This window comes from Mesorhizobium sp. B2-3-5 (assembly GCF_006442395.1).
Classification (GTDB): Bacteria; Pseudomonadota; Alphaproteobacteria; order Rhizobiales; family Rhizobiaceae; genus Mesorhizobium.
The window spans coordinates 101,242-123,721 of sequence record NZ_VFVX01000017.1 but is presented as its reverse complement, the minus strand read 5'-3'; the positions used below and the strand labels follow the sequence as shown (position 1 = coordinate 123,721).

The following is a 22,480-nucleotide window of genomic DNA, read 5'->3' as shown; positions in this document are numbered from 1 at the left end:
ATCAAGACAGCCACTACGGCAGGCTCGCGCGGTTGGCGGCGGAAGCCCAGGAGTTGGTGCGGTCGAGCGCCGAAACGCCAGAACCTCTCGCGCCGCCGCGCCACGCACCGGCCGAGGGTGGGCGCGACACTGATCGCGCGTCGTTCTGGGATCGCCATTTCGCGACCGAGGATCCCTGGAACTATGGTTCGGCCTATGAGCAGGAAAAATATGAACGGCAGCTCGAAATCCTGCCGGCCGGCCCTATCGGCCGGGCACTTGAGCTGGCCTGCGCGGAGGGCCACTTCACGCGGCAGCTGGCGCCGCGAGTGGGCCGTTTGACCGCGACCGACATCTCCGCCGTAGCCATCGCGCGGGCGCGCGCGCGATGCGGCGATCGGCCGAATGTCGAGTTCGGCGTGCTGGATTTCTTCGCCGACACGCTGCCGCGCGGGATGGATCTGATCGTCTGTTCGGAAGTCCTCTACTATTTGGACGATCTCGCCGAGTTGCGGCGCGTCGCCAAAAAACTCGTCGAGGCGTTGGCGCCTGGCGGCAGTTTCCTCAGCGCGCACGCATTCGTGCTGCGTGACAATTTGGAACGGACGGGCTTCGACTGGAACACATTCGGTGCGCAAGCGATCTCGGAGACGCTGGCGGCGACCGAAGGTCTCGTGCTCGAGCAATCGATCCAGACCGAGCTCTACCGCATCGATCGCTTCCGCCGCCTGTCGCCTGAAGATGTGGCGGCGGAACCGACCATCGATCATGTGCCGATCCGCGCGCCCATCGAAAGGGAGGTCGCGCGAAAAATCGTCTGGGGCGGGGCGCGGGCGTTGCGCCGCGACGTCGCACGCAGCGAGCGGCGGCAGCGTATCCCCGTCCTCATGTATCACGGCGTCGCCGATGACGGTCCGGCCGCGCTCGCCCGTTTCCGGTTGACGCCCGCCGCGTTTGCCGAGCAGATGGCGTGGCTGCGCGCCAATGGCTTTCACGCGATCATGTCCGATCAGTTGGAATGGTTCATCGCCAACCGTCACCCGTTCGTTGGCCGCCCGGTGCTCATCACGTTCGATGACGGCTTCCAGAACTTTGCCGACCATGCCTGGCCGATCTTGCGCGGGAACGACCTGACCGCGGAAGTGTTCCTGGTGACGGATCTGGTGGGGGAAAGCGCACTGTGGGATGCCGACTGCGGTCCACCGACGCCGCTCATGGACGCCGGGACGGTGCGGCGCCTCGCCGGCGAAGGTGCGTTCTTCGGAAGCCATATGGCGACGCATCGCGCCATCGACGGTCTGTCGAGCTCCGACCTGGCCGCCGAACTTTTGCGCTCCCGCATGTTCATCGAGCGATGGACCGGCCGGCCAACGACGACATTCGCGGCGCCTTACTCCGTCACCGACCGGCGGCTTGGCCGGCTGGCCAGGGAGTGCGGCTATCGAACCGGCTTCGGCGGCAGGCACGGGCCGGCGGACCTCGACTGCGATCCGATCGACCTTCCCCGCATCGAGATTCGCGGGGACCGCCCGCTCGATGACTTTGTCGCCATTCTGGAGGCCGCGCTCGAATGAACGGTGAAGTCTGGCTTGTCGAGCCCAACATCTGAATTGCTTCAGCTTTGTTCAGGTCCCGCCGTTTACCGCGTTCGCAAGTCTATTGGGCGACTTGGGACACCGCTGACATCAGCTCCCGCGGGCTTGGAGCCCCGAACATGTATCGCCCACCCTCTGGAACCTCCGTGAAGCTCCAGCGAACGATGCCCTGCCGGTCCAGCAGGAACTGACCGATCAGTTGTCCGTGTCCCGTTGCCATCATCTGCTCGTCGGCTTCGGTCACTTCGTAATGGTCTTTCTTGTCGAGGAATGCGCTGGCTGCAAAAGGATCCATTGGACCGGGCATCTCGCCTGGCATATCGACCCGCATAGCCATCGCCGTTGCCATCGAAACCTTGTAGGGCCAGCTCGTTTCGTCTTGGGTGAATTCGAGATTGGGCAGTCCAAAGGCACGATGTGAAGCGCGCTCAGGGTCGGAGGCCGCGAGCAGGTTCGGCATCGGGTGGTAGCGGAAATAGAGACGTGCCCGCTCGATGGGCGTGTTGACCACCGTCAGGCTCCCCACGCCCCTTTCGCGCAGCTCCGGATCGAGCCGCGCCTGGGCGGCGATATGGCGCCGGCAAAACGCACAATGCAGACCTCGAAACAGGCCGACCAGCACGGGTTTTTGTCCGCGAAAGTCGTCCAGCGCGATCTTGCCTTCCTGGGTAATGGCGTCGAGTACAACATTCGGCGCACGGTCGCCCGGTTGAAGCGGTACCAAGTCACTAGGCGCGGACATTTGCAACCTCCAATCCCGGCTAGTCGAGAAAAGGCAGCACCACAAGCGCTTCCGGGTCGAGCCCGTGCTGGGCGCATATACCCTGCGCCAGGGAAAAGTAGCGTTCGGCCTCGATCAGATTGTCGAGGTCGAGATTAAGCGTTGCGAGGCCATCATAGCACGGAAACAGCAGTTGGGGGTCGCCCGTTTCGCGGGCTACGTCCAGTGCTTCGTGGAATAACCCAACCGCCAGCTCCGGGCGGCCGTTGCACTGGTGGATCTGCCCAAGCACGATCAACGGCACCGGCAGGTGCTCACGCTGATCGAGCGCCCGGTCGATCTCGATGGCCTTCTCGGCAGCAGGCACGCCCTCCGTTGGACAGCGATCCGTGAAAGTACAACAAGCGACCGCCAGATTGGCGAGGAGGCGCGCCTGGAAACCCAAATCACCAATACGACGCGCCACTTCAAGACCGCGCCGACAGACCTCCATCGCCTGTGCCGGATCGATGGTCGTGTAAAGCACGCCGAGATTGGTATAGCCGCGGCAGGCCGCGCCCGGCAGGCCGGCGGCTTCGGCCAATTCAATGCTACGCTCAACCTGACGCACGGCTTCATGGTTTCGTCCAAGGCGAGCCAACGCAACAGCCTTGGTATTGAGTGCCTCGGCGGTCACAAGAGTGGCATCACGCCCTGCCTCGGAGACATGCTCCGTTGTCAGATTGCGTACGCAATCCAGCGCCGCGTCTGCCCATTTTGCCGCGAGAGCGTTATCTCCGCTACGGAACGCCTGTCGGCCACGTTCTTGCCAGAGATGCGCCTGCTCGACCGGCGCATCCGCCCCATCGAGGAGCGCTGCCGCTTCAGCATAGCGGGATTCTGCGTTGTCCCGCTTGCCGACGTCCCAGAGCAGCCGACCGATCTTGCGCAAAACTCGTGCCGAAGCGATACGATTGGCCGACTCGCGGTGTGCCTGCAACACCGTCTCGTAGTGGTGGTGCGCGATCTCGCGGCGGCCTAGCGGGCCGCTCAAATCGGCAATGCGCTCTGCAATAGCCAGTTTGAGCGGTGCCTGCCCGATCGTACCCAACGCAGTCAGCGCTCGCTCGTAGAAACGAAGGGCGTCGTCGTTGGCATATATCATGCGGGCGCGATCGCCGGCTGCCTGCAGGTAGTGCGCGCCCTTCTCCCGCTCGGCGCTCTGTGCGAAATGATGACCGAGCACGGTCAAATCCTCGAGCCGTTCCGGCTTGTCGCCGCATAGTTGCTCCAAGGCAGCACCGACCCGCCCGTGGATGTCGGTCCGGCGTTGCAGGAGCAGATTCTGGTAAATCACGTCCTGCAGCAGCGTTTGCGTAAAACGGTAGCTTTGCGACGAGACCGAGCCTGATCCGGCAACTTCCTCAATGATTTCCGCATCGCAAAGCAGTTCGCAGCCGGTTTCCAGCCGGCCGGGGTCGGCTGTCACGGATTTCAGAAGTGTGGCATCGAAGTGCGGGCCGATTACCGCAGCTTCCTGGGCCAACCGGCGCACCTCTTGAGGCAGCCGGTCGACGCGAGCAAGCAACATTGCCTGGATAGTGGCGGGAATGCCGGTTGTGACTTCGCCCGCCACAGTCCGCCATTGCTGGCCCTCGCGCATCAGTACACCGCGATCGATAAGGCCGCGAACGATCTCCTCTACAAAAAGGGGGTTGCCGCCCGCGCGCTCGAGGATCTGGTCGAGAAGCCCGCCTGCGGAGTTTACCCAGCTCTCGCCGAAAAGCGCCGCCAGCAGGGTGCGTCCGTCATTATTGTTGAGCGGCGAAAGCCTGAGCGCTGTGTGACTGACCCGACTTGAGTCGAGCTGGCCGTGGTCCGATGCCGGACGATGCGTGACCAGCAACATCAAGCGCGTACGTTCCAACCTGTCCATCACGAAACGTAGCGCCTCGAGCGACACGGCGTCGGCCCAGTGCAGGTCTTCGACGACAATCAACAGCGGCGACAACGCAAGCCGCCGTTCGATGATTGTGCGGACCGCGTAGAGAATTTGCCGCCGCAACTGCTCTGGCTCGACATGCTGCAAGGTGGCATCGGGGTCGCCAAGGCCAAGCACATGGTAGAGCAAAGGCATCAGCCGCTTCGCCTCCTCGCCCTGCAGGCCGAGATCGCCGAGCAAGCCTGCGAGCTTGCCGCGCATTTCGTCGCCACTGTCGTTTTGCATCATCCCGGCAGCGCTGCGCACCACTGCGCCCAAGGCGCCAAATGATTGTTCGCCCAGCGGTGAGCACGTGGCCTGCCGCACGGCGACGTTGCGAAAACGATCCTCGTCGCCGACGCGGGCGACGAACTCCTTGACCAGCCGCGATTTCCCGATACCGGCTTCGCCGACGAGGCGGACAAGTTGGGCCGAGCCGCCGCACGCCTGGTCAAGGCTCGCCAGCATTCTATTGAGCTCCGCGCCACGACCGATGATCGGCGCACTGAGGCCGAGCGCCTCGAGCCCGCGCGCTGCACGCGGCGCCGCAAGCGGTGCATCCAGTCGATGGACGAGCACACTTCCAGCCTTGCCGCGAAACATGACATCACCGAGCGACTCGTAAGAGAAGGCATGCCGGGTCAACCTGTGAGTGAGCTCGCCTACCAGCACCTCACCCGGTGCGGCCAGCGATTGCAGTCGTTGCGCCGTATTCACGGTGTCGCCGGTCACCGAATAGGATTTGGCGGTGCCGATGCCCAATCCGCCGGTGACGACCGGACCCGTGTTTATGCCGATGTGGAGCAACAGAGGCGAGCCGGAATGAGGAGCGCTTTCGCCGAGCCGCGCCGTGCGGGCAATCATGTCGAGAGCCGCGCGAAGCGCACGTTCCGGATCGTCCTCATGCGCGACCGGTGCACCGAACAGAGCGAGCAGTGCATCGCCGATGAACTTGTCGACGAAACCACCAAAGTTTCGCACGGCCGCCGTCAATTCCTTGAACAGTTCGTTCTGCAGCGTTTGCATGACCTCGGGGTCGAGCTGCTCACTGAGTGTCGTGAAGCCGCAAAGGTCGGCGAACAGCACCGTCACCGTCCGGCGATCGGCGTCGGAGACAGGATGCAGCCCTTCTTCGCTTTCGATGTTCGAAAGCAGCGACGGGCTTCGAGAAGGCGGCACAATGGTCCGGCTTGGTGTCGGAGCAGGCCGTTCGACGCCTTTTGCGTGCGCACCGACGCTTGCCCCACATTTCGGACAGAACTCGAAATCAGGCGCGCAGGGATAGCCGCAACTGGCGCATGGCACGGGCTGGCGCCTGCCACACCTCGGACAGAAGGCGTAACCGCCCTCAATCTCGAAACCGCAGCCCGAACACTCCATAGAACAAGACCTCACTATGGGCCGTGACGGCATGATCTCGCTGCGCACTTCACCGCCACGGTCTTCACAAGGATGAACCGATCGCCGTCGGCCGGCAAGCGGCAGTGCAAATGGCATCGAACGATCCGTGTGGATCCGGCGGCGGAGCGCTGCGGATCGGGCGGCTGGGTGGCTGCCATTTTGCGAAAGTTCGCTCCTGGCTCAGTCTTCCTGCTATCATGGAGATGAGGAGACGGATCATGAGCGAGAACCGTAAACTCGTCGCAATCCTGGCTGCGGATGTGGTCGGATACAGCAGACTCGCAAGCGCGGACGAAGATCGTACCTTGGCAAGGCTGCGGGCACTGCGTAGCGACCTGATCGATCCAACTATCGCCGTGCATAACGGACGCGTCATCAAGCGCACGGGCGATGGGGCGCTGGTCGAGTTTCGCAGCGTGGTGGACGCCGTGCGCTGTGCCGTCGAGGTGCAGAACGGCATGGTAGAGCGCAATGCCGGCGTGTCGCAGGATCGCCGCATCGAGTTCCGGATCGGCATCCATCTGGGGGACGTAGTCGAGGAAAGCGACGGCGATCTGATGGGCGACGGCGTCAACATCGCCTCGCGCCTGGAGGGCGTCGCAGCGCCGGGCGCCATTTGCCTGTCAGAAGATGCCTATCGCCAGGTCAAGGCGAGGCTCGATCTCTCCGTTAGCGATCTCGGCAATACTAAGCTCAAGAACATCGCCGAGCCCATCCGGATCTATTCGCTGCAGGTCGGCACCGCCGGGGCCAAGGTGCCCGCGACTTCGGATACCGCGGCGGTCCGGCCTGAGGCGGCAGCGCCGCCGAAGCTGTCGATCGCGGTCCTGCCGTTCGCCAACATGAGCGGCGACGCCGAGCAGGACTACTTCGCCGACGGTATCTCGGAAGATATCATTACGGCGCTCTCGAAGCTGTCGCAGCTGTTCGTCGTAGCGCGCAATTCGTCGTTCACCTTCAAGGGCCAGAACGTCCATGTGCAGGAGGTGGGCACGAAGCTCGGCGTCCGGCACGTGCTGGAGGGCAGCGTACGCAAGTCGGGCAACAGGGTGCGCATCACCGCGCAGCTCATCGATGCAATCTCGGGCGGCCATCTTTGGGCGGAGCGGTTCGATCGCGACCTGACCGATATCTTCGCCGTGCAGGATGACGTGACGCAGCAGATCGTCGGCGCGCTCGCGGTCAATTTGACGGATGGCGACCGGCAGCGGCTGGCGCCCGAGCACACCCACAATGTGGAGGCTTATGATTGTTTCCTGCGGGGCCGGGAGCTGTGGCACCGGCTGACGAAGGAAACGAATATTGCCGCCCGTGACGTTTTGAAACGTGCCGTGAAACTGGACCCGAATTTCGCCTCGGCGCACGCCTTTCTGGCTCTCACTCATGGGCTCGACTATTTGAACAGGTGGAGTGCCTCGCCGCCGAGATCGATGGAGCAAGCTGCCGAGATTGCGACGCGGGCGGTAGCAGTGGACGATGGCGACCCCTTGGCACATTGGGCGCTCGGTCTGGTCTACCTTTACACACGTCGGCACGACGGAGCCATCAGCGAGGCTGAGCGCGCGATAGTCCTCAATCCGAACTTCGCCGAAGCGTACGTAAGTCTCGGCGAGGCGCTCCACTATTCGGGCAGATCCGAGGAGGCGCTACAGTGGTTCGAGCGCGGCGCGGCCTTGAATCCCTATTTTCCGGACGTGCTCCTGCATTTCCAGGCGTTGGCATGGTTTCAGCTGGAAAAGTACGAAACGGCCGTCGACTTGTTGCAGCAGCGGTTAAGCCGCAACCCCATCAGCGACGTCTCGCGCGCGCTTCTAGCCGCCAGTTACGGCCATCTGGGCCGTTTCGACGAGGCCCGTGCGGCATGGCAGGAGGTACTCCGCGTCAATCCCGACTATTCGCTGGAATACCGTCGCAAAATCTTGCCCTACAAGAACCCTGCCGATTTCGAGCTCGTGGTGGACGGGCTGCGCAAGGCCGGAATCGTGCAGTGACAGGCGAGGTCACGTCCGGATGACGCCTTGAGGCTCAGGTCGCCTTCATCACTGCCCGGCCAACCTTGCGCCATCGGGGGTTTTCGCGAACCAGTTTCAGGTCGTCGGTCGTCTCGGCGAATGTCCGCGAACGGTATTGCCGGAGCAGGTCCGGGAAGAGCGCCCCTTCCGGCAGGTCGGCAAGCTGTTCGCGGACCGAGATCTTTTCATCGATGACCCCCATGCCCCAGGCATTTTCCCGAACCTGCAGCTCCGCGGCCAGATCGCGCTCTTCCGGCGCGTTTTCATCCAGCACGGCCAGCAGGATCGAGTGGAAAAGCGCTACATAGCCAATCTGCCTCAGGCCACCCACAACCCGCACGCGCGGCAATATGGCAAGGACGAGGAACATCAGGAACAAGTTCGGCAGCAGCACGCCGTCCAGCAGCGCCTGCCTGAGATGCGGCCGCTCGAACGGGATGCAAAGACCATGCGGCCGTTCAGGCTCGATCAGGTGCCCGTTATCGAGGACGAGCTTGCGCACGCGCTCCTCGCGGATGCCCCAGAAATAGTCCGTCGCATTGGGAAGGAATCTGCCAAATGGGCTCGATGCGGCCTCCTGCAAGGCATGGTCGAGACGCTGGCGTCTCGCGGGCTCGATGAGCAGCCTGGAAAGAAGGTTGCCGTCGGATTCCAGATGCCGCGCCATGGCAGCGCCGGCGAGCCGATCGTCGATGAAAACCGGCAGGGCCATGCCGGAACGGTCCCAATTGGCGAACAGATCCTCGTTGAGGGCTGTCAGCGCATCGGCGGCGGTTCCAAACACCTTGTCCTGACTGGCAAGCAACGTGCCCAGCCAGCGGCTGGCATCCGTTTCATCGCCCACTGCTTCGAGCCCGCGCTTGTTGAGGGAGACGGGACCGGCCACGCAGGCGCTTTTGCGGCACAGTTTGTGGCGCCCCATGCCAAACAGGTTGACCTTGCCGTCGCCGACATCGAGCCATCCCGGCCCCTCCCGGCCAATCGTCTCCATGGTCATCGTCGTTCCCATGAAGCCGACAAAGGCGGACAGTCCGTTTTCGACCGCGCCGAGCCAGGCAAGCAGCAGGGCATCGAAGGTGATCCGGTCCATCAGAAGCAGGCAGTGCAGGCCGGACTGAATCACCGGTCTGTGCTCGAACTCGTCGAGGACCTTGCCGATCTCCTCAGGTTGCATGATCGCACCGAGGCGCTGATGCAGGACTTCACGTAGGATCGAGCGGGCAGCGATCGCCGGGCCGGATGCCGGCCTTGCCACCGGCCGCCACAGATGGCGGGCATAGTGGGAAACCGGTGCATTCCAGCTCTGCTCTATGTCGCGCACGACTTCCGGGCAGAGCAGCGACAGCACAGCCAGAATTTCCGCCGGAGGCGTAGGGGTTCGGTCAAATGCGGCGGTCATTGGTTCCGTCTAGCCGCTTGTGGTGCAAACGCCAAGGGAAACAGCGGGGCTAGAACCGCAACCGGGCCATGCTCAGGAGGTCGTGGTACTGCCCGTCGGTAAAACCGGCCTTCACATGCCGACCTTCGACCTCGAAGCCGTGGCTTGTGTAGAGACGGACGGCCGGTTCGTTGTCAGCGTAGACGGCCAATTCGACCCGCTTCAGGGCCCTCCAATTGTCGGCCACGTCAAGCAGCGCGCCAAGTATGGCAGAGCCGATGCCCTTGCCGACAAAGGCATCGTCGAGGCCGATATTGATCTCGCCGATATGCGAACGGCGCGGCGAACCCTGCACGACCAAGCTGCCATGGCCGACGACCTTGCCGTCCAGCTCCGCGACGATCCAGGTGGTTTCCTGGCCGGACTTGGCGATGCGCCGCTCCACCTGCTCCACCCTCTCGAAGGGCATCCTGAACGTGCCCCAGCGGAAGCCCGGCATGTTGAAGATGGCGCAAAGCGCCTCCGCATCGCTTGGCCGGACGGATCGGAGCAGCGGCTGGATTTTCTCGGAGGATGGCGAGGTCGTGCTGGTCATGGTGTTCCCGGCGTGGGCAATCGGCCCGCCACGATGCACCGGACGTCACCTGAAAATCCAGCCGTCTCTGCAACAGATGAGTGCGACAGTCTCAAAGATGAATGCCAATGGACCGTCATCGTGCCGCTTGCGGCCGGTGAGAATCGGCCGAATGGAAATTGAACTGTCACCAGGCCTGTCTATTCGAATGGCCGTGCGGCACGTTTCGAGGTAAAATGGACCCTCGGACCAAAGAGCGGTCCGGTCAACACGCCTTGGGGCGCATTTTCCGGAGCCTGCACGATGAACGAAGCTCAGGATCTGTTCTCGCTTCTGCGGCAATCGACCGATGTCGATCCGAGGGCAATCGACGCGATCGAGCGAACCATCGCCGAGGCCGAGGACCGCGACCTTTGCCGCATCAATGTGCCGGCCTTCGCCAGCAAGCATGGCCTCGACGAGGAGCGCGCCATAAGCGCCTTTCTGCATGCGGCGCGGGTGGGCATCTTCGACATTTCCTGGAACGTCCTGTGCCCAGGCTGCGGCGGCGTGCTCGACACCAACGCCACGCTAAAGACCCTGCAGAAGGACGAATACACCTGCACGCTGTGTTCCGAGGGATATTCGCCGACGCTCGACGAGATGGTCGAGGTGACATTCACCGTCAGTCCCCGCATACGCAGGATTGCCGCCCACAATCCACACGAGCTGCCGTTGATGGAATATTTCCGCCAGATCTACTGGGCATCCGGCGTCGATCTGCCGGATAAGGATTTCGCGAAAAAGATGGAAGAGATCTCGCTGGAGGATATCGAGCTTGCGCCCGGTGAAAAGGCGGTTCTGCCCGTACAGCTGCCGCCCGAATTCGTCATCGTCTTCGAGCCGGTCACCCATTCAGTGCAGTTCATCGACGGGAAGGGTGAACCAACAAAGGAGCGCCGCAGCCTTTCTTTGGTCTTCGACCGCGATCATGTCCAGAGCCAGACGCTGGAGATGCAACCCGGCCCGTTGCGCATTTCGCTGGAAAACAGGACCGACACCCGCGTGCTGCCGATGGTCTTCATCGCCGGCAAGGCATTGCATGATTTGCTCGGCAAACGCCGGCCCTTCCTCACCGCCAAGCGCCTGCTCACCCACCAGACGTTCCGCGATCTCTACCGCACGGACACGCTCGACATCGACCAACGCCTGAAGATCACCAGCCTGACCTTCCTGTTCACCGACCTGCGCGGATCGACCGCGCTTTACGAGCGGGTGGGTGATCTTTCGGCCTTCGATCTCGTGCGCGAGCATTTCCAGGTTCTGCACGAGATCGTCGCGGCCGAGGCAGGCGCCGTGGTGAAGACGATCGGTGATGCGGTGATGGCGACCTTCGCGACGCCTGATCGTGCGATTGCCGCGGCCCTCAGGATTCGCGAAGCCATGCGTGCGCTCAACGAAAAGAGCGGGCGCGAGGACCTGCTGCTCAAGATCGGAGTCCATGCCGGCCCCTGCATCGCCGTGTCCATGAACGAGCGACAGGACTATTTCGGCCAGACGGTCAACATAGCCTCGCGGGTGCAGAACCTTGCCAATGCACAGGCGATCTTCGCCACTCGTGCGGTGGTCGACGACACTCTCACCGCCGATCTGTTGCACAGGAACGCGCTGACGCCCGTGCCCCACGAGGTCTCGCTGCGCGGCATTGAGCGGGAAATAGCGATATATACGATCCCCTGAGGGCTTGGGTCGCCTCGGTCCTTACACGCGCCTGCAGATAAAATAGCGATCGGCGGGTACCGAAGGCGGCGGCGTGAGGCGTTGCAACAGCGGGTGATCGAGCGGCGTGCCGCTGACCGCGATGCCGCCGATGCGAAGCAGGCGCGCGGTCAGATCGGGAAGCCAGGTAGCGGTCACCGCATCGCGGTCTTGATAGCCGGTGCCGATGTCGGCATGGACAAGAGCGGCGTCGATGCCAATGAACCTGCCCGCCGTCTCACGTATTTCGCCGAGCACGAGGTTTTCAGCTTCGGGAATTGAACTGGAGTGCGCGGCTAGCGCGCGGTCGAACGCCACGATCCGACGTCCGGGCAGGCGCTCGCGCAGGTGATGGTACGTCCGGCCATTGCCCAGGCCGAGTTCGAGCACGGGACCCTCTATCTTCGCCACCTCCGCGCAGACTTGATCGAGAATGTCGCGCTGTGCAGTCATCCTGCGGATGAAACTCTCGAGGCGACTCATATGTGTTGTGTATCCTGAACCAGCTCAAAGGATCGGCAATGCCCGCGAACGGTTCGCGGGTGAAAGCCGGGCGCGACGTATTAAACCCGGATCGAGCCTCGCCGCATATAGAGGCGAACGACGAACACTGCAATAAACCGAACAGGCTGCCTACAAGGATCATAGCGGGTGGAGTGGCGGCACGACGCGCGGCGGAATAGCGATGTCACTTGTAGGGGTCCGCGGCGTCCCGCAAGCCGTCGCCGAGGAAGTTGAACGCCAAGATGACGAGAATGACCGGGAGCATTGGCAAAAGCAGCCATGGATAGAACGCGATCACATTGACGCTGCGCGCCTCCGTCAGCAGGATGCCCCAGCTGGTTGTCGGCGCCCTCAGGCCGAGCCCAAGGAAGCTCAGCGCCGTCTCGCCCAGGATCATTCCGGGGATGGAGATCGTCGCCGTCGCGATCAGATGCGACATGAAGCCGGGAATGAGGTGCCGCCGGATAATGCGGCTGCTGCTGGCGCCCATCAACTGCGCGGCCAGAACGTAATCCTCCTCACGCAAGGCTAGAAGCTTTGAACGCACGGCCCGCGCCAGTCCGGTCCAGTGGAGCAGCCCGAGGATGACGGTGATGCCGAAATAGATCAGGATCGGACTCCAGGTTATTGGCATGATCGCCGCCAGAGCCAGCCATAGCGGAATGCTGGGGATCGATTGCAGAACTTCGATTATCCGTTGAACGATCAGGTCGAAGATGCCGCCGTGATAGCCGGCCAGTCCTCCGATGACTATGCCGAGCAGGAAGCTGAAACTGATGCCGACGAGGCCGATTGTCAGTGAAATGCGCGCGCCATAGATGATGCGCGAGAACACATCGCGGCCCAGCCTGTCAGTGCCGGCCAGAAAGAGCTGGCCGTTTTCGGCAGGGCAGGCAAAATGCCTGTCACCTTCGATCAGGTCCCAGAGCCGGTAACTGTCGCCCTTGCAGAAGAAACGGATCCGCTGAACATCATCCTGTTTGTCGACGTAGTTCCGCTTGAGCGTGTCCATGTCCAGCATCATCTGGCGGCCGTAGACGAACGGCCCGATGAACTGGCCGTTGTGGAACAGGTGCACCCGCTGCGGCGGCGAATAGATATAGTCCATGTTGCGCGTGTGCAGATTGTAGGGCGCCAGGAACTCGCAGATCAGTATGCTGAAATAGAGCGCTGCCAGGAATATGCCTGACATCAGCGCAAGCCGGTGCCGTCGGAATTTCCACCACATCAGCCGCAACTGCGACGCCTGAAAGACCTTCGACTGCTCCGGAGTCATCGCCTCGACCGACTGCAGGTCAAAGGGCGCTATGGAAACGTAGTGTTGCAGTGGAGCACCCGGAGCAGGCAGCGGCGATTGCGTGTTCATTTGGTGCTGCCGCCCTGCAAACGAATTCGTGGATCGAGCAGCGCCAGCGCCAGGTCGGAAATCAGCACGCCGATGACCGTCAGGAAGGCGAGGAACATCAGGAACGACCCTGCCAGGTACATGTCCTGGCTTTGCAGCGCCTTGATCAGCATCGGCCCGGTCGTTTCCAAAGACAGCACGATCGCCGTGATTTCGGCACCGGAGATGATGGCCGGCAGGATAGAGCCGATGTCTGAAATGAAGAAATTGAGCGCCATGCGCAGCGGATATTTGACCAGCGCCTTGAAGGGATGAAGGCCTTTGGCGCGCGCGGTCACGACATATTGCTTGTGTAGTTCATCGAGCAGATTGGCCCGCAGCCGCCGGATCATGCTGGCCGTGCCCCCGGTGCCGATGATCAAGACCGGGATCCAAAGGTGGGCGAGGATCGACTTCGCCTTGGCCCAGCTCATAGGCTCGCCGAGATATTGCTGGTCCATGAGATGGCCGATGGACGTGCCGAACCAGATGTTGGCGAAATACATCAGGATCAGCGCCAACATGAAGTTCGGAATGGCAAGGCCGAGAAGGCCGAAGAAAGTCAGGCCGTAGTCGCCCCAGCTATATTGATGGGTGGCGGAGTACATGCCGATCGGAAAGGCGATGAGCCAGGTGAAGATGATCGTGACGAACGAGACCAGCACGGTGAGCCACATTCGGTCCCCGACGACGTCGCGAACCGGCAGCTCATATTCGAAGGAATAACCGAAATCGCCGTGCAGCATCCCGCCTACCCAGTAGAAGTAGCGAATGACCGGCGGCTTGTCGAAACCATATTCCTTCCGCATCATCTCGATGCGGTCGGAATCCACCGCTTCGCCTTGAGCCTTAAGCTCGGCAACGTAGCTGTCGAAATAGTCGCCCGGGGGGAGTTCGATGATGGTGAACACCAGCGCCGATATGACCAGCAGCGTTGGAACCATTACGGCGATGCGCCAGACAATATATCGAAGCACGCTCAGGACTCTCCAAGCCAGAATGCATCCGGCATGTAGACACCGAAATATGCTGTCGGGTCGTAGCCGTAGAGCGCCTTGTCAGGCAGATTGCGCAGCCGCGAGGACGCCAGAATCGGCTGAGACGTTCCGTTCACCGTGCCGATTGAAAACACCTGGTCAGTGTAGATCGACAGCATCGAATTCCAGATTTCGGCGCGTTCCGTGGCTTCGGTCGATGCGTTCCAGCGCTTCAGCAGAGCCATCAAATCGACCACGGCTGGAAGATCGGGCGCTTCACCGAGCGTGCCGTGAGACAAGTAGTGGGCACCCCAGAGCGGCCATTGCAACTGGTCGTCGGTGGTGGGGGCCAACTGGTAAGGGTTCATGTCGGCGGTCGGCACGCCATTGTCGATGCCCGACCATATCGACATCATGATCTGGCCGCCAAGCGCGCGGCTGCGGAATATGTCGCGCTGCGAAGTCCGGATGAACAGGGCGATGCCGATCTTGCGCCAGTGATCGGTGATGAGCTCGAGCGCGTCGGTTTCCAGCGTACTTTCGCCGGCCGTTTCCACTATGATCTGCGCCGGGCGTCCATCGGGAAGTATCCGCAGGCCGTCATCGCCACGCGTCTGAAGCCCGACCTCGTCGAGAAGGGCATTGGCCAGGTCAGGATCATGGGCGACCCAGGCCTTCGCGAATTCCGGCCGGTAGAGCGGGCTTTCCGGCAGGACCGTATCGGCACTTTCCTGCGCCAATCCGTAGAACACGGCCATATTGATCTCGCGCCTGTCCACAGCGAGCGAAAGTGCGCGGCGCACGCGCACGTCACGAAGAAGGCCACGCCACACCTGGTCGGAACAATTCAGATTGGGCAGCAGCGCCAGCCGCGAGCCCTGTGTGCGTTTCCAGAGATGCATCTTCACCGGGTAGCGCTTCTCCGCATCCCTCAGGAAGGCATAATCGGTGAAGTCAATTCCCATGCATTGCAGGTCGCTCTCGCCCGCACCGGTCTTGGCTGAAATGATCTCCGACGAACTGACATTCATGACAACCCGGTCGATATATGGCAGTTGCCGGCCATTCTCATCCATTCGATGGAAGAACGGATTTCGCTCGAAGACGAACTGCTCAGCCGGCGGCTTGGTCCGGTTCTGCCAGGGATCGAGCGTCGGCAGTTCCGGGTTCTCCGGGCGATATTGCCGCGACATCCGGATATGCAGGAGCGTCCATTTCTTGGCCCGGTTCTCCTTCATCAGGCCGGCTAGCCGGAATGGATCCTGGTATTTTCTGTGGAACTGCTTGAGATAGGCGGCCGGCAGGACAAGCGATAGCGGCGAAGCCGCGGCGAGCTTGGGCAGGAAATCGGGATTGGGAGCGTCCCAACTATAGCGGACCGTTAACGGATCGACGATCTCGAAGCGTGGCGGCTTGCCGTCGGCCAGCAGGGCCGGGGGGAGCCCGCCTTGCGAAAGCTCATTGTTCAGCCAGACATCTTCCCAGCAATAGCGAAAATCCTCCGGCGTCAGCAGGCTGCCGTCAGACCATTTATGTCCTTCCCGTATCTTGAAAGTGAAGACGCGACCATCCGATACGTTGAAACTTTCGAGAATGTCGGCTTGCAGTTTAAGCTTTTCGTCATAGCCGACCAGGCGAGCATATCCATAGATCGTCATCAGCCGGATATCTTTCTGGCTACCGATGATCGTGCGCAGCGTGCCGCCATACTGGCCGGGCTGCCGGCCCATCGCGGCGAGGTTCAACGCGCGCGGGCTCTTGGGCAAGCGCTCGGCGAGTGCCGGCAGCGCCCTGGCCTTCAATTGCGGCTGAAGGAATTCCGGCTCCAGATCGCCGGCGCGCGACGTGCTCGGCAGAAATGCCGAAGCCATGAGCCCAAGAACGGTGCGCCGGCTGATCAATGGCGCAGCTCGCTGACATCGGCCGAACGACGGGCCAGCACGAGGTGGCCGCCGCCAAGATCGAGCGGCGACAGCATATCCTCCTCGCCCTCGTCGCGGAATTGCGGTCCCCAAGCGCTGGTGTCGGACGCGCCGCCGAGCTTCAGCGTCTTGAAATCCATCGGCCTGTCGAGATCGGGGAAAGGCACCGCGGCGACCAGTGAGCGCGTGTAGGGGTGGACCGGTTTCCTGAGCAGGATTTCGCGCGGCGCAAGCTCGACGATACGCCCGCCGCACATCACCGCGATGCGGTCCGCCATGTAGTCCACCACCGCCAGGTTGTGGGATATGAACAGATAGGTCAGGCCCAGTTCCTTCTGCAGGTCCTTCAGAAGGTTCAGTATCTGTGCCTGGACAGAGACATCGAGCGCCGAAACCGGCTCGTCGCAGATCAGGAGTTCAGGCCCCAGCGCCAACGCGCGCGCGATGCCGATACGCTGACGCTGCCCGCCGGAGAAACTGTGCGGATAGCGCTTGATGAAGCGCGGATCGAGCCCGATTGCCTGCATCAGGCTCTTGACCGTGGCGAGACGGGACGCGGCATTGCCACGTTGATGGATTTCCAGCGGCTCGCTCAAAATATTCTCCACCGTCATGCGGGGTGAAAGCGACGAAACCGGGTCCTGGAAGATCATCTGGATTTTCGCGCGCAGCGTGCGCAACGCGTCCTCCTCGGCCTCCAAGACGTCGATCGGCCCATCGCGACCGTTGAAGGTCACGGAGCCGCCGCTGGGGGTGACGGCCCGCATGAGGATCTTGCTGACGGTGGTCTTGCCGGAGCCGCTTTCGCCGACCAGACCGAGGCACTCTCCCCGCCTGATATCGAAGCTCACGCCGTCCACGGCGCGAACAGAGGCTTGATGATCCCCGCCGAACCATCCGGACTTGCGGATGGTGAAGACCTTTTTCAGATCCCTCACCGACAATAGGATGTCGTCCGGCCCTTTCGATGCCGGCGCCGGCTGCTTGCCGAGCAGGTTCCCGACATTCACCGGCACCTCGCGAAGCGCCTTCAGCCTTTCGCCGGGCTTCAGGTCGAAATGCGGAACGGCTGCCATCAGACCCTTCAGGTAAGGGTGACCCGGGCGGCGGAATATCGCCTCGACAGGTCCCGCTTCCATGATCTCGCCATGGTACATGACCACCACCTCGTCGGCGACATTGGCGACCACGCCGAGGTCGTGCGTGATCAGCAGCATCGCCATGTTCAGCTTGGTCTGAAGCCCGCGCAGCAATTGCAGGATTTGCGCCTGGATGGTGACGTCCAGCGCCGTCGTCGGCTCATCGGCGATCAACAGGGCAGGCCGGCAGATAAGAGCCATGGCGATCATGGCGCGTTGACGCAATCCTCCTGAAAGTTCAAAGGGATACATGTCGTAGGCGCGCTTGGGATTGGGAAAGCCGACAAGGCTGAGCATTTCCTCGGTCCGCGCCTTGCGCTCCGCCCGACCTAGAGGCGTATGAATTTGCAGGGATTCGCTGACCTGGTTGCCGATCGTGTGCAGCGGCGACAGCGATGTCATCGGCTCCTGAAAGATCTTGCCGATGCGGCTGCCTCTCAACGCCCGGATTTCGGGTCCATCACGCGACATCTGCAGGATATCCTGCGTCGTGCCGGGCTTTTCAGGATCGGAAAACAGGATACGGCCGTGAACATGGGCAGTGTTCGGCAAAATGCCCATCACTGCCTGGCTGAGAACCGATTTTCCGGAACCTGACTCGCCCACAAGCGCGGTAACCCTGCCGGGCAGAACGCGAAGATTCGCGCGCCTGACGGCACGCAACGGTCCCCCGATAATGGCAAAAGAGATGCCAACATCTTCGATCCGCAGCAGATCAACACCCGAATTCATGCGCACCAGGCCCACTCTGGCGGCCTGCCAGGCGGCAGGGCCAGTAAACGAGACTATCGCATTGCCAGCCTAGAGCAACTTGGATTCGAAACGATCGCCAGTTCCCTGGCGGAACCGTGACCGGACCGCATGCCAAAGGCGTTCGGATCAGATTGCGGCTACTGGATCTTCCTGGGGTCGCCCGTCGGCATCCGCGCGGCATCGCGATGAAGCAGCATGACCTGCTCGGCGTCCGACATTCGGTCGTAAATCGTCTCCAGCGCACCGTCCTCATCGAGGGCAAGAGCACCCGACAGATCGGGTGCAAGCACCGTCAGCCTATGCTTGATGCCCGGCAGTTCCTCCTTGCCGAGCGTCAACCAACTGTTGGCGCCGCAGTAGCCGGCAAAGTCTTCGCTGGCGAGAACGCTGTGCGGATATTTCTTGGTCAGGGTCTGGAGGCGCTGGACCTCGTTTACAGCCGAGCCGAAGACGGAGAATGTGAGGCGGTCGGTAAGCCCGACATTGCCGAACATCACATTACCGATATGCAGGCCGATACCAAACTGTATGTCGCTCAAACCCCGCTCCTTTCTGCGCAGGTTGAGATCCATCATGCGCGCTGAGGCCTTGTGCGCGGCCGCAAGAGCGGCTTGGCAGGCGACCTCGGACTGCGAGCGGTGTCTTTCGCAAGGGTAGACGGCAATGAAGCCGTCACCTATGAAACTCATGATCTGCCCACCTCTGCGATTGAAAGGTGCAGCAACGGCATCGAAAAATTGGTTCAGCGTGTCGATATAGATTTCGCGGCCCGAGGTTTCGGCAAGCCTGGACGACCCACGCATATCGGCCATCACCAGTGCGGCCCGAATTGTATCGCCCTCGCCTCGCCTGATCTGACCGTCCAGCACGCGCCTGCCGGCGTCACCGCCGAGATAAGTGGTCATCATGTTGTCGGCGAGCTTGGTGAGCACCGCCATCTTGGTTGCGATCGCGAGATGGCTCTGGATGCGCAGCAGCGCCGAGATCATGCTGTCGCTGAAGCCTGCGGCACTGTCGGTGGACCAAGACCCCAGCATGCCCTGACTGGCGTTGCCGCTGAAGGGATGGACGAAAGCCATGTAATCGGTGACGCCCATGAGCCTGAGTTCATCGAAAACAGGAAACTCCGACGGCACCGACGGATCGAGCCGACGTCGCAGATGTTCGAGCTTGTTGCTGAGCAGATGATAGTATGGGCTGGTCAGGAATCTGTCAGACGGCGCGCCGGCCTTATTGCGAAAGCCTTCCACTTCCATGCCCTGACCGCGAAGCCAGGTGAAGCCAAGCGCGTCATAAAGCGGATGAAGCATCGAAAAGCTCAAATGCACCCGCTTCAACGGCAGGCCGGCAGCAGCCAGCCGTTCGCAAAAGCCTTTTATCAACGTTTCAAGGTCATTGCCCGCCAGCGCCGACTGGGTCAGCCAATCGGCAACCTTATCCATGAGAATAGTGGAAATTTCTGCTTGTGCTGTGCTCATGCTATCTCGAAACCTGTCGAAGACGAACCCATTATCCTTTGATCCGCCATATCACAGTCTGCCCACGACCCAAAGATAAGACCCGGATTTCAACAGGGCCGACTACGGCGGCAAAAGCGGTGAGAATTTCCCGGATGACTGTCCTTGTGGCCAGGAGCCAAGCGTAACTGCACCTATATCCTGCGGCATAAGTGGCGAAGCTGCCGGCGGAGTGCAATCACGATCCCGACATCGGGCAAAAAATTCGTCGGCTAAGACGCCCTCAGGCCTTCACCACCGTCTCTCGGGCCAGCTCGAGGCGGCCAAAAACATTGCGTGTGTCGACGATCAGAAGGGCGTGATCAGCGATCGTCCGATAGTCGATCGCGTCGTGGTCGGTTGCGATGACGACAGCATCGAAATGCTTCAAGGCCGCCTCTGTCAATTCGACCGAGCGGCGCCCCTTGATCGCCATATGCTCCCGTGTGGTCGGGATCTCGGTCACATGCGGGTCGTGGAATTCCGCCTTGCCGCCCCATTCCTCGATGAGTTCAATGAGCCGCAATGAGGGGCTTTCGCGGATGTCGGGCACATTCTTCTTATAGGCGAGCCCGATGATGAGAATGCGGGAGCGGCTGAGCGCCTTGCCGCAGCGCCGGTCCAGCGCCTTAGCCAGTTCATCGACCACATGGCGCGGCATGGCCGTGTTGATCTCTGCCGCCAGCTCGATGAAGCGGGTCGGCAGTTCGTATTCGCGCGCCTTCCACGTCAGGTAGAACGGATCGATCGGAACGCAGTGCCCGCCAAGTCCGGGGCCAGGATAGAAAGGCATGTAGCCGAAGGGCTTGCTCTTTGCCGCCTCGATCACCTCCCAAATGTCGATGCCCATCGCGCCGAGCACGACCTTCAGCTCGTTGACGAGGGCTATGTTGACCGAGCGGAAGATGTTTTCCGTCAGCTTGACCGCCTCGGCCGTGGCCGTGGTGGAAACCGGAACGACGGTCTTGACCACGCTTTGGTAGAAAGCCTGCACGAGCGTCGCCGCTTCCATGCCGTCGCCTGCCACGACCTTGGGGATCGTCGCGACTTCAAAGCTGCGATTGCCGGGATCCTCGCGTTCGGGCGAGAAGCCGAGGAAGAAATCCGTCTTCGACCGCAAGCCGGTTTCTTCCAGTATGGGCTTGATCACGTCGTCGGTGGTGCCGGGATAGGTGGTCGATTCCAGCACGATCATCTGGCCGAGACGCAGATGTTTCGCGATCGTGCCTGCCGTGTTCCTGACAAAAGAGAGATCCGGCTCACGGTGTTTCGTCAGCGGTGTCGGAACGCAGATGATGATGACATCGCAGACGGCCAGCTTGGCAAAATCCGCGGTGGCGCGGAACCGTCCGCTCGCCACCTGGCTGGCAAGGGCTGTCGACGTCACCGCCTCGATATAGGATTGGCCGTTGTTCAGGCTCTCGACCTTCTGGGCTTCGATGTCGAAGCCGGAAACCGGGAAGCCGGCGCGTGCGATCGCAACCGCTAGGGGCAACCCGACATAGCCCAGTCCGATAACACCGACTTGCGCGGCGCGCGTCGAAATCCGGTTTAGAAGTCGGTCATATATCGATCGTGAGGCGTCCAAAAATCTGCTTTCCCGTCATTCGCACAGGCTTGTCCGTTCCCATGGAGACCCTCACTTGGTCCCAAGAACAATGGCCGAGGCATATTGCGGAAGATCGATTTCCGCAAGCCGTCATCAAACCGGCACCTTCGCCTTCAGGTTTGCGGCAGCCATCGCATAGCCGCCGGCCGCGCCATCGATGAAATGAAGGTGATCGCGCTGCAGCGGCGAGGCGACGAGGCATGTCATCAAGGCCGATTTCTGACGGTGCAGGCCATAGTTGCAGATACCCGCCTCTTCCGCCTGTTTCAGCCGGTTCTCGATCCGTTGCGACACATCCGCGTCAACGTCGACGGTCATCTTCAAGCCGTCGTCGAACTTCCGGAAATCCGAATTGCTGGCCACGTCGCGTTTGTAGATCTTCGGATCGAAACTGCCGATCGTCCAGCCATATCTATCGCTGACCGCCGTGAGCGTCATGAGGAACAATATCCACAGCTTCGGCAGCCACCGCCATCCTGCCGGCGCCATGGCGCGCGCCTCGATATCGAGGCCGGCGGGCGGAAAACTGTAGCTCGGCCCGTTCAGCGGCACCGGGTGGCCATCGCGTTCCTGGCTGCCGGTAAGGGCGATGATATCGGAGGCCAGAAACTGAAAACCGCGCAAGTCGCGCGACGGCCCCGGTACGGCTATGATCGAGACGATTTCGCCATGCCGGGCTTCGATCGGGTTCCAGCGGCAGGAGAGACCGGTCAGATCCGGCCGCGCGCCGGCCGGCGCGGGATCGATGCGATAGCGCCCCGCTTTCATCTCGGTTTCCGCCCAACTGCCGCCACCGCCGGCGAACATGGCAAACAAGACCGCTTCTGAGGCTTGGAACCTCGCCACGCGAACGTCGAGGCCTTGCGCTCTTATATCCTTTATCGGCACGATTGCGGCGCGCAAGGTCAGGTCCAGTTCGTCCGCCACCCATCTCTGGACAGCAGCCAGCGCGTTGCGGGTGACCTCCAGCGCCGAGCCGGGAAACGCGACGAGCGCGCCGTCGCCGCCGAAGACGAAGGGAAGGTCTTGCCGACCCAGTGCATTGAGCAGCGCCGAAATGACGCTGGCGCCGGCCATATTGACGGTTTTATAGCGCCCTGCCTCGATCGCCTTGGTCGAGCCGACGATGTCGGCGGTGGCCAGAGCCCAGCCATCGGGGAGAGGCCGATAATTGTCGATATAGGCAGCGCTTTCGAACTTCGCGAAGACCGGCAGAGAAGCGACAAACGGGTCGGACGCGGCAGCTGTTTCCATGAGCATCAGATAGCACATTCCACTGCTTGAAGGTGACGTCGATCGTGCTTCGAAATTGACTTGCGCTGGCTTTCCGATGATAGGG

At 61.7% G+C, this 22,480-nt stretch carries 15 protein-coding genes; 3 read left to right on the top strand and 12 right to left on the bottom strand.

Going from position 1 to position 22,480, the window contains the following annotated elements; translation table 11 throughout:
• Positions 1 to 1,553, top strand: a 1,553-nt coding sequence (locus FJ958_RS19790) for an SAM-dependent methyltransferase (RefSeq protein WP_140744855.1), incomplete at its 5' end; no start/stop codon positions are given.
• An 82-nt stretch (positions 1,554 to 1,635) separates the two neighbouring features.
• Here the strand turns inward: FJ958_RS19790 and FJ958_RS19785 are convergent.
• Both FJ958_RS19785 and FJ958_RS19780 read right to left on the bottom strand, forming a co-directional pair.
• Positions 1,636 to 2,316, bottom strand: a complete 681-nt coding sequence (locus FJ958_RS19785) for a redoxin domain-containing protein (protein ID WP_140744854.1) — start codon at positions 2,314 to 2,316, stop codon at positions 1,636 to 1,638.
• A gap of 19 nt (positions 2,317 to 2,335) precedes the next feature.
• Positions 2,336 to 5,635 (bottom strand): adenylate/guanylate cyclase domain-containing protein, encoded by a 3,300-nt coding sequence (locus tag FJ958_RS19780; RefSeq protein ID WP_140744869.1) that lies wholly within the window; start codon positions 5,633 to 5,635, stop codon positions 2,336 to 2,338.
• A 239-nt stretch (positions 5,636 to 5,874) separates the two neighbouring features.
• Between FJ958_RS19780 and FJ958_RS19775 the strand changes: the two genes are divergently transcribed.
• Positions 5,875 to 7,647, top strand: coding sequence for an adenylate/guanylate cyclase domain-containing protein (locus FJ958_RS19775; RefSeq protein ID WP_140744853.1), 1,773 nt, complete (start codon positions 5,875 to 5,877; stop codon positions 7,645 to 7,647).
• A gap of 34 nt (positions 7,648 to 7,681) precedes the next feature.
• On the opposite strand, the gene FJ958_RS19770 is transcribed toward FJ958_RS19775, so the two are convergent.
• Positions 7,682 to 9,067: a hypothetical protein gene (locus FJ958_RS19770; protein ID WP_140744852.1), complete on the bottom strand. Its 1,386-nt coding sequence runs from the start codon at positions 9,065 to 9,067 to the stop codon at positions 7,682 to 7,684.
• Between the two features lie 49 nt (positions 9,068 to 9,116).
• Entirely contained in the window at positions 9,117 to 9,641 is a 525-nt protein-coding gene (locus FJ958_RS19765) for a GNAT family N-acetyltransferase (RefSeq protein ID WP_140744851.1), read from the bottom strand.
• 282 nt (positions 9,642 to 9,923) lie between these two features.
• Here FJ958_RS19765 and FJ958_RS19760 point away from each other — a divergent pair, with 282 nt between their 5' ends.
• Positions 9,924 to 11,339, top strand: a complete 1,416-nt coding sequence (locus tag FJ958_RS19760) for an adenylate/guanylate cyclase domain-containing protein (protein ID WP_140744850.1) — start codon at positions 9,924 to 9,926, stop codon at positions 11,337 to 11,339.
• A gap of 21 nt (positions 11,340 to 11,360) precedes the next feature.
• On the opposite strand, the gene FJ958_RS19755 is transcribed toward FJ958_RS19760, so the two are convergent.
• The 8 genes from FJ958_RS19755 to FJ958_RS19720 form a co-directional block, all read right to left on the bottom strand.
• Positions 11,361 to 11,840: a class I SAM-dependent methyltransferase gene (locus tag FJ958_RS19755; RefSeq protein WP_140744849.1), complete on the bottom strand. Its 480-nt coding sequence runs from the start codon at positions 11,838 to 11,840 to the stop codon at positions 11,361 to 11,363.
• Between the two features lie 205 nt (positions 11,841 to 12,045).
• Positions 12,046 to 13,227 carry an ABC transporter permease gene (locus FJ958_RS19750; protein WP_140744848.1) on the bottom strand — a complete coding sequence of 394 codons (1,182 nt, stop codon included), beginning with the start codon at positions 13,225 to 13,227 and terminating at the stop codon, positions 12,046 to 12,048.
• On the bottom strand, positions 13,224 to 14,222 hold the full coding sequence (locus FJ958_RS19745) for an ABC transporter permease (protein WP_140744847.1): 999 nt from the start codon (positions 14,220 to 14,222) through the stop codon (positions 13,224 to 13,226). The genes FJ958_RS19750 and FJ958_RS19745 overlap by 4 nt, the downstream gene beginning before the upstream one ends.
• Positions 14,223 to 14,224: 2 nt before the next feature.
• Complete coding sequence (locus FJ958_RS19740; protein WP_140744846.1) at positions 14,225 to 16,123, bottom strand: ABC transporter substrate-binding protein; 1,899 nt, start codon at positions 16,121 to 16,123, stop codon at positions 14,225 to 14,227.
• Positions 16,120 to 18,015, bottom strand: a complete 1,896-nt coding sequence (locus FJ958_RS19735) for an ABC transporter ATP-binding protein (protein WP_140744845.1) — start codon at positions 18,013 to 18,015, stop codon at positions 16,120 to 16,122. Before FJ958_RS19735 ends, FJ958_RS19740 begins: the two co-directional genes overlap by 4 nt.
• Before the next feature lie 158 nt (positions 18,016 to 18,173).
• Positions 18,174 to 19,514, bottom strand: coding sequence for an adenylate/guanylate cyclase domain-containing protein (locus FJ958_RS19730; RefSeq protein WP_140744844.1), 1,341 nt, complete (start codon positions 19,512 to 19,514; stop codon positions 18,174 to 18,176).
• 262 nt (positions 19,515 to 19,776) lie between these two features.
• Positions 19,777 to 21,120 carry a nucleotide sugar dehydrogenase gene (locus tag FJ958_RS19725; protein WP_140744843.1) on the bottom strand — a complete coding sequence of 448 codons (1,344 nt, stop codon included), beginning with the start codon at positions 21,118 to 21,120 and terminating at the stop codon, positions 19,777 to 19,779.
• A 114-nt stretch (positions 21,121 to 21,234) separates the two neighbouring features.
• Positions 21,235 to 22,395, bottom strand: coding sequence for a DUF3095 domain-containing protein (locus FJ958_RS19720; RefSeq protein WP_140744868.1), 1,161 nt, complete (start codon positions 22,393 to 22,395; stop codon positions 21,235 to 21,237).
• Between the last annotated feature and the right edge of the window lie 85 nt (positions 22,396 to 22,480).

Excerpts from the sequence above, each read along its gene's own strand:
- FJ958_RS19785 (WP_140744854.1), bottom strand. The coding sequence starts at position 2,316 with ATGTCCGCGCCTAGTGACTTGGTACCGCTTCAACCGGGCGACCGTGCG.
- FJ958_RS19780 (WP_140744869.1), bottom strand. The coding sequence starts at position 5,635 with ATGGAGTGTTCGGGCTGCGGTTTCGAGATTGAGGGCGGTTACGCCTTC.
- FJ958_RS19775 (WP_140744853.1), top strand. The coding sequence starts at position 5,875 with ATGAGCGAGAACCGTAAACTCGTCGCAATCCTGGCTGCGGATGTGGTC.
- FJ958_RS19770 (WP_140744852.1), bottom strand. The coding sequence starts at position 9,067 with ATGACCGCCGCATTTGACCGAACCCCTACGCCTCCGGCGGAAATTCTG.
- FJ958_RS19765 (WP_140744851.1), bottom strand. The coding sequence starts at position 9,641 with ATGACCAGCACGACCTCGCCATCCTCCGAGAAAATCCAGCCGCTGCTC.
- FJ958_RS19760 (WP_140744850.1), top strand. The coding sequence starts at position 9,924 with ATGAACGAAGCTCAGGATCTGTTCTCGCTTCTGCGGCAATCGACCGAT.
- FJ958_RS19755 (WP_140744849.1), bottom strand. The coding sequence starts at position 11,840 with ATGAGTCGCCTCGAGAGTTTCATCCGCAGGATGACTGCACAGCGCGAC.
- FJ958_RS19750 (WP_140744848.1), bottom strand. The coding sequence starts at position 13,227 with ATGAACACGCAATCGCCGCTGCCTGCTCCGGGTGCTCCACTGCAACAC.
- FJ958_RS19735 (WP_140744845.1), bottom strand. The coding sequence starts at position 18,015 with ATGAATTCGGGTGTTGATCTGCTGCGGATCGAAGATGTTGGCATCTCT.
- FJ958_RS19730 (WP_140744844.1), bottom strand. The coding sequence starts at position 19,514 with ATGAGCACAGCACAAGCAGAAATTTCCACTATTCTCATGGATAAGGTT.
- FJ958_RS19720 (WP_140744868.1), bottom strand. The coding sequence starts at position 22,395 with ATGGAAACAGCTGCCGCGTCCGACCCGTTTGTCGCTTCTCTGCCGGTC.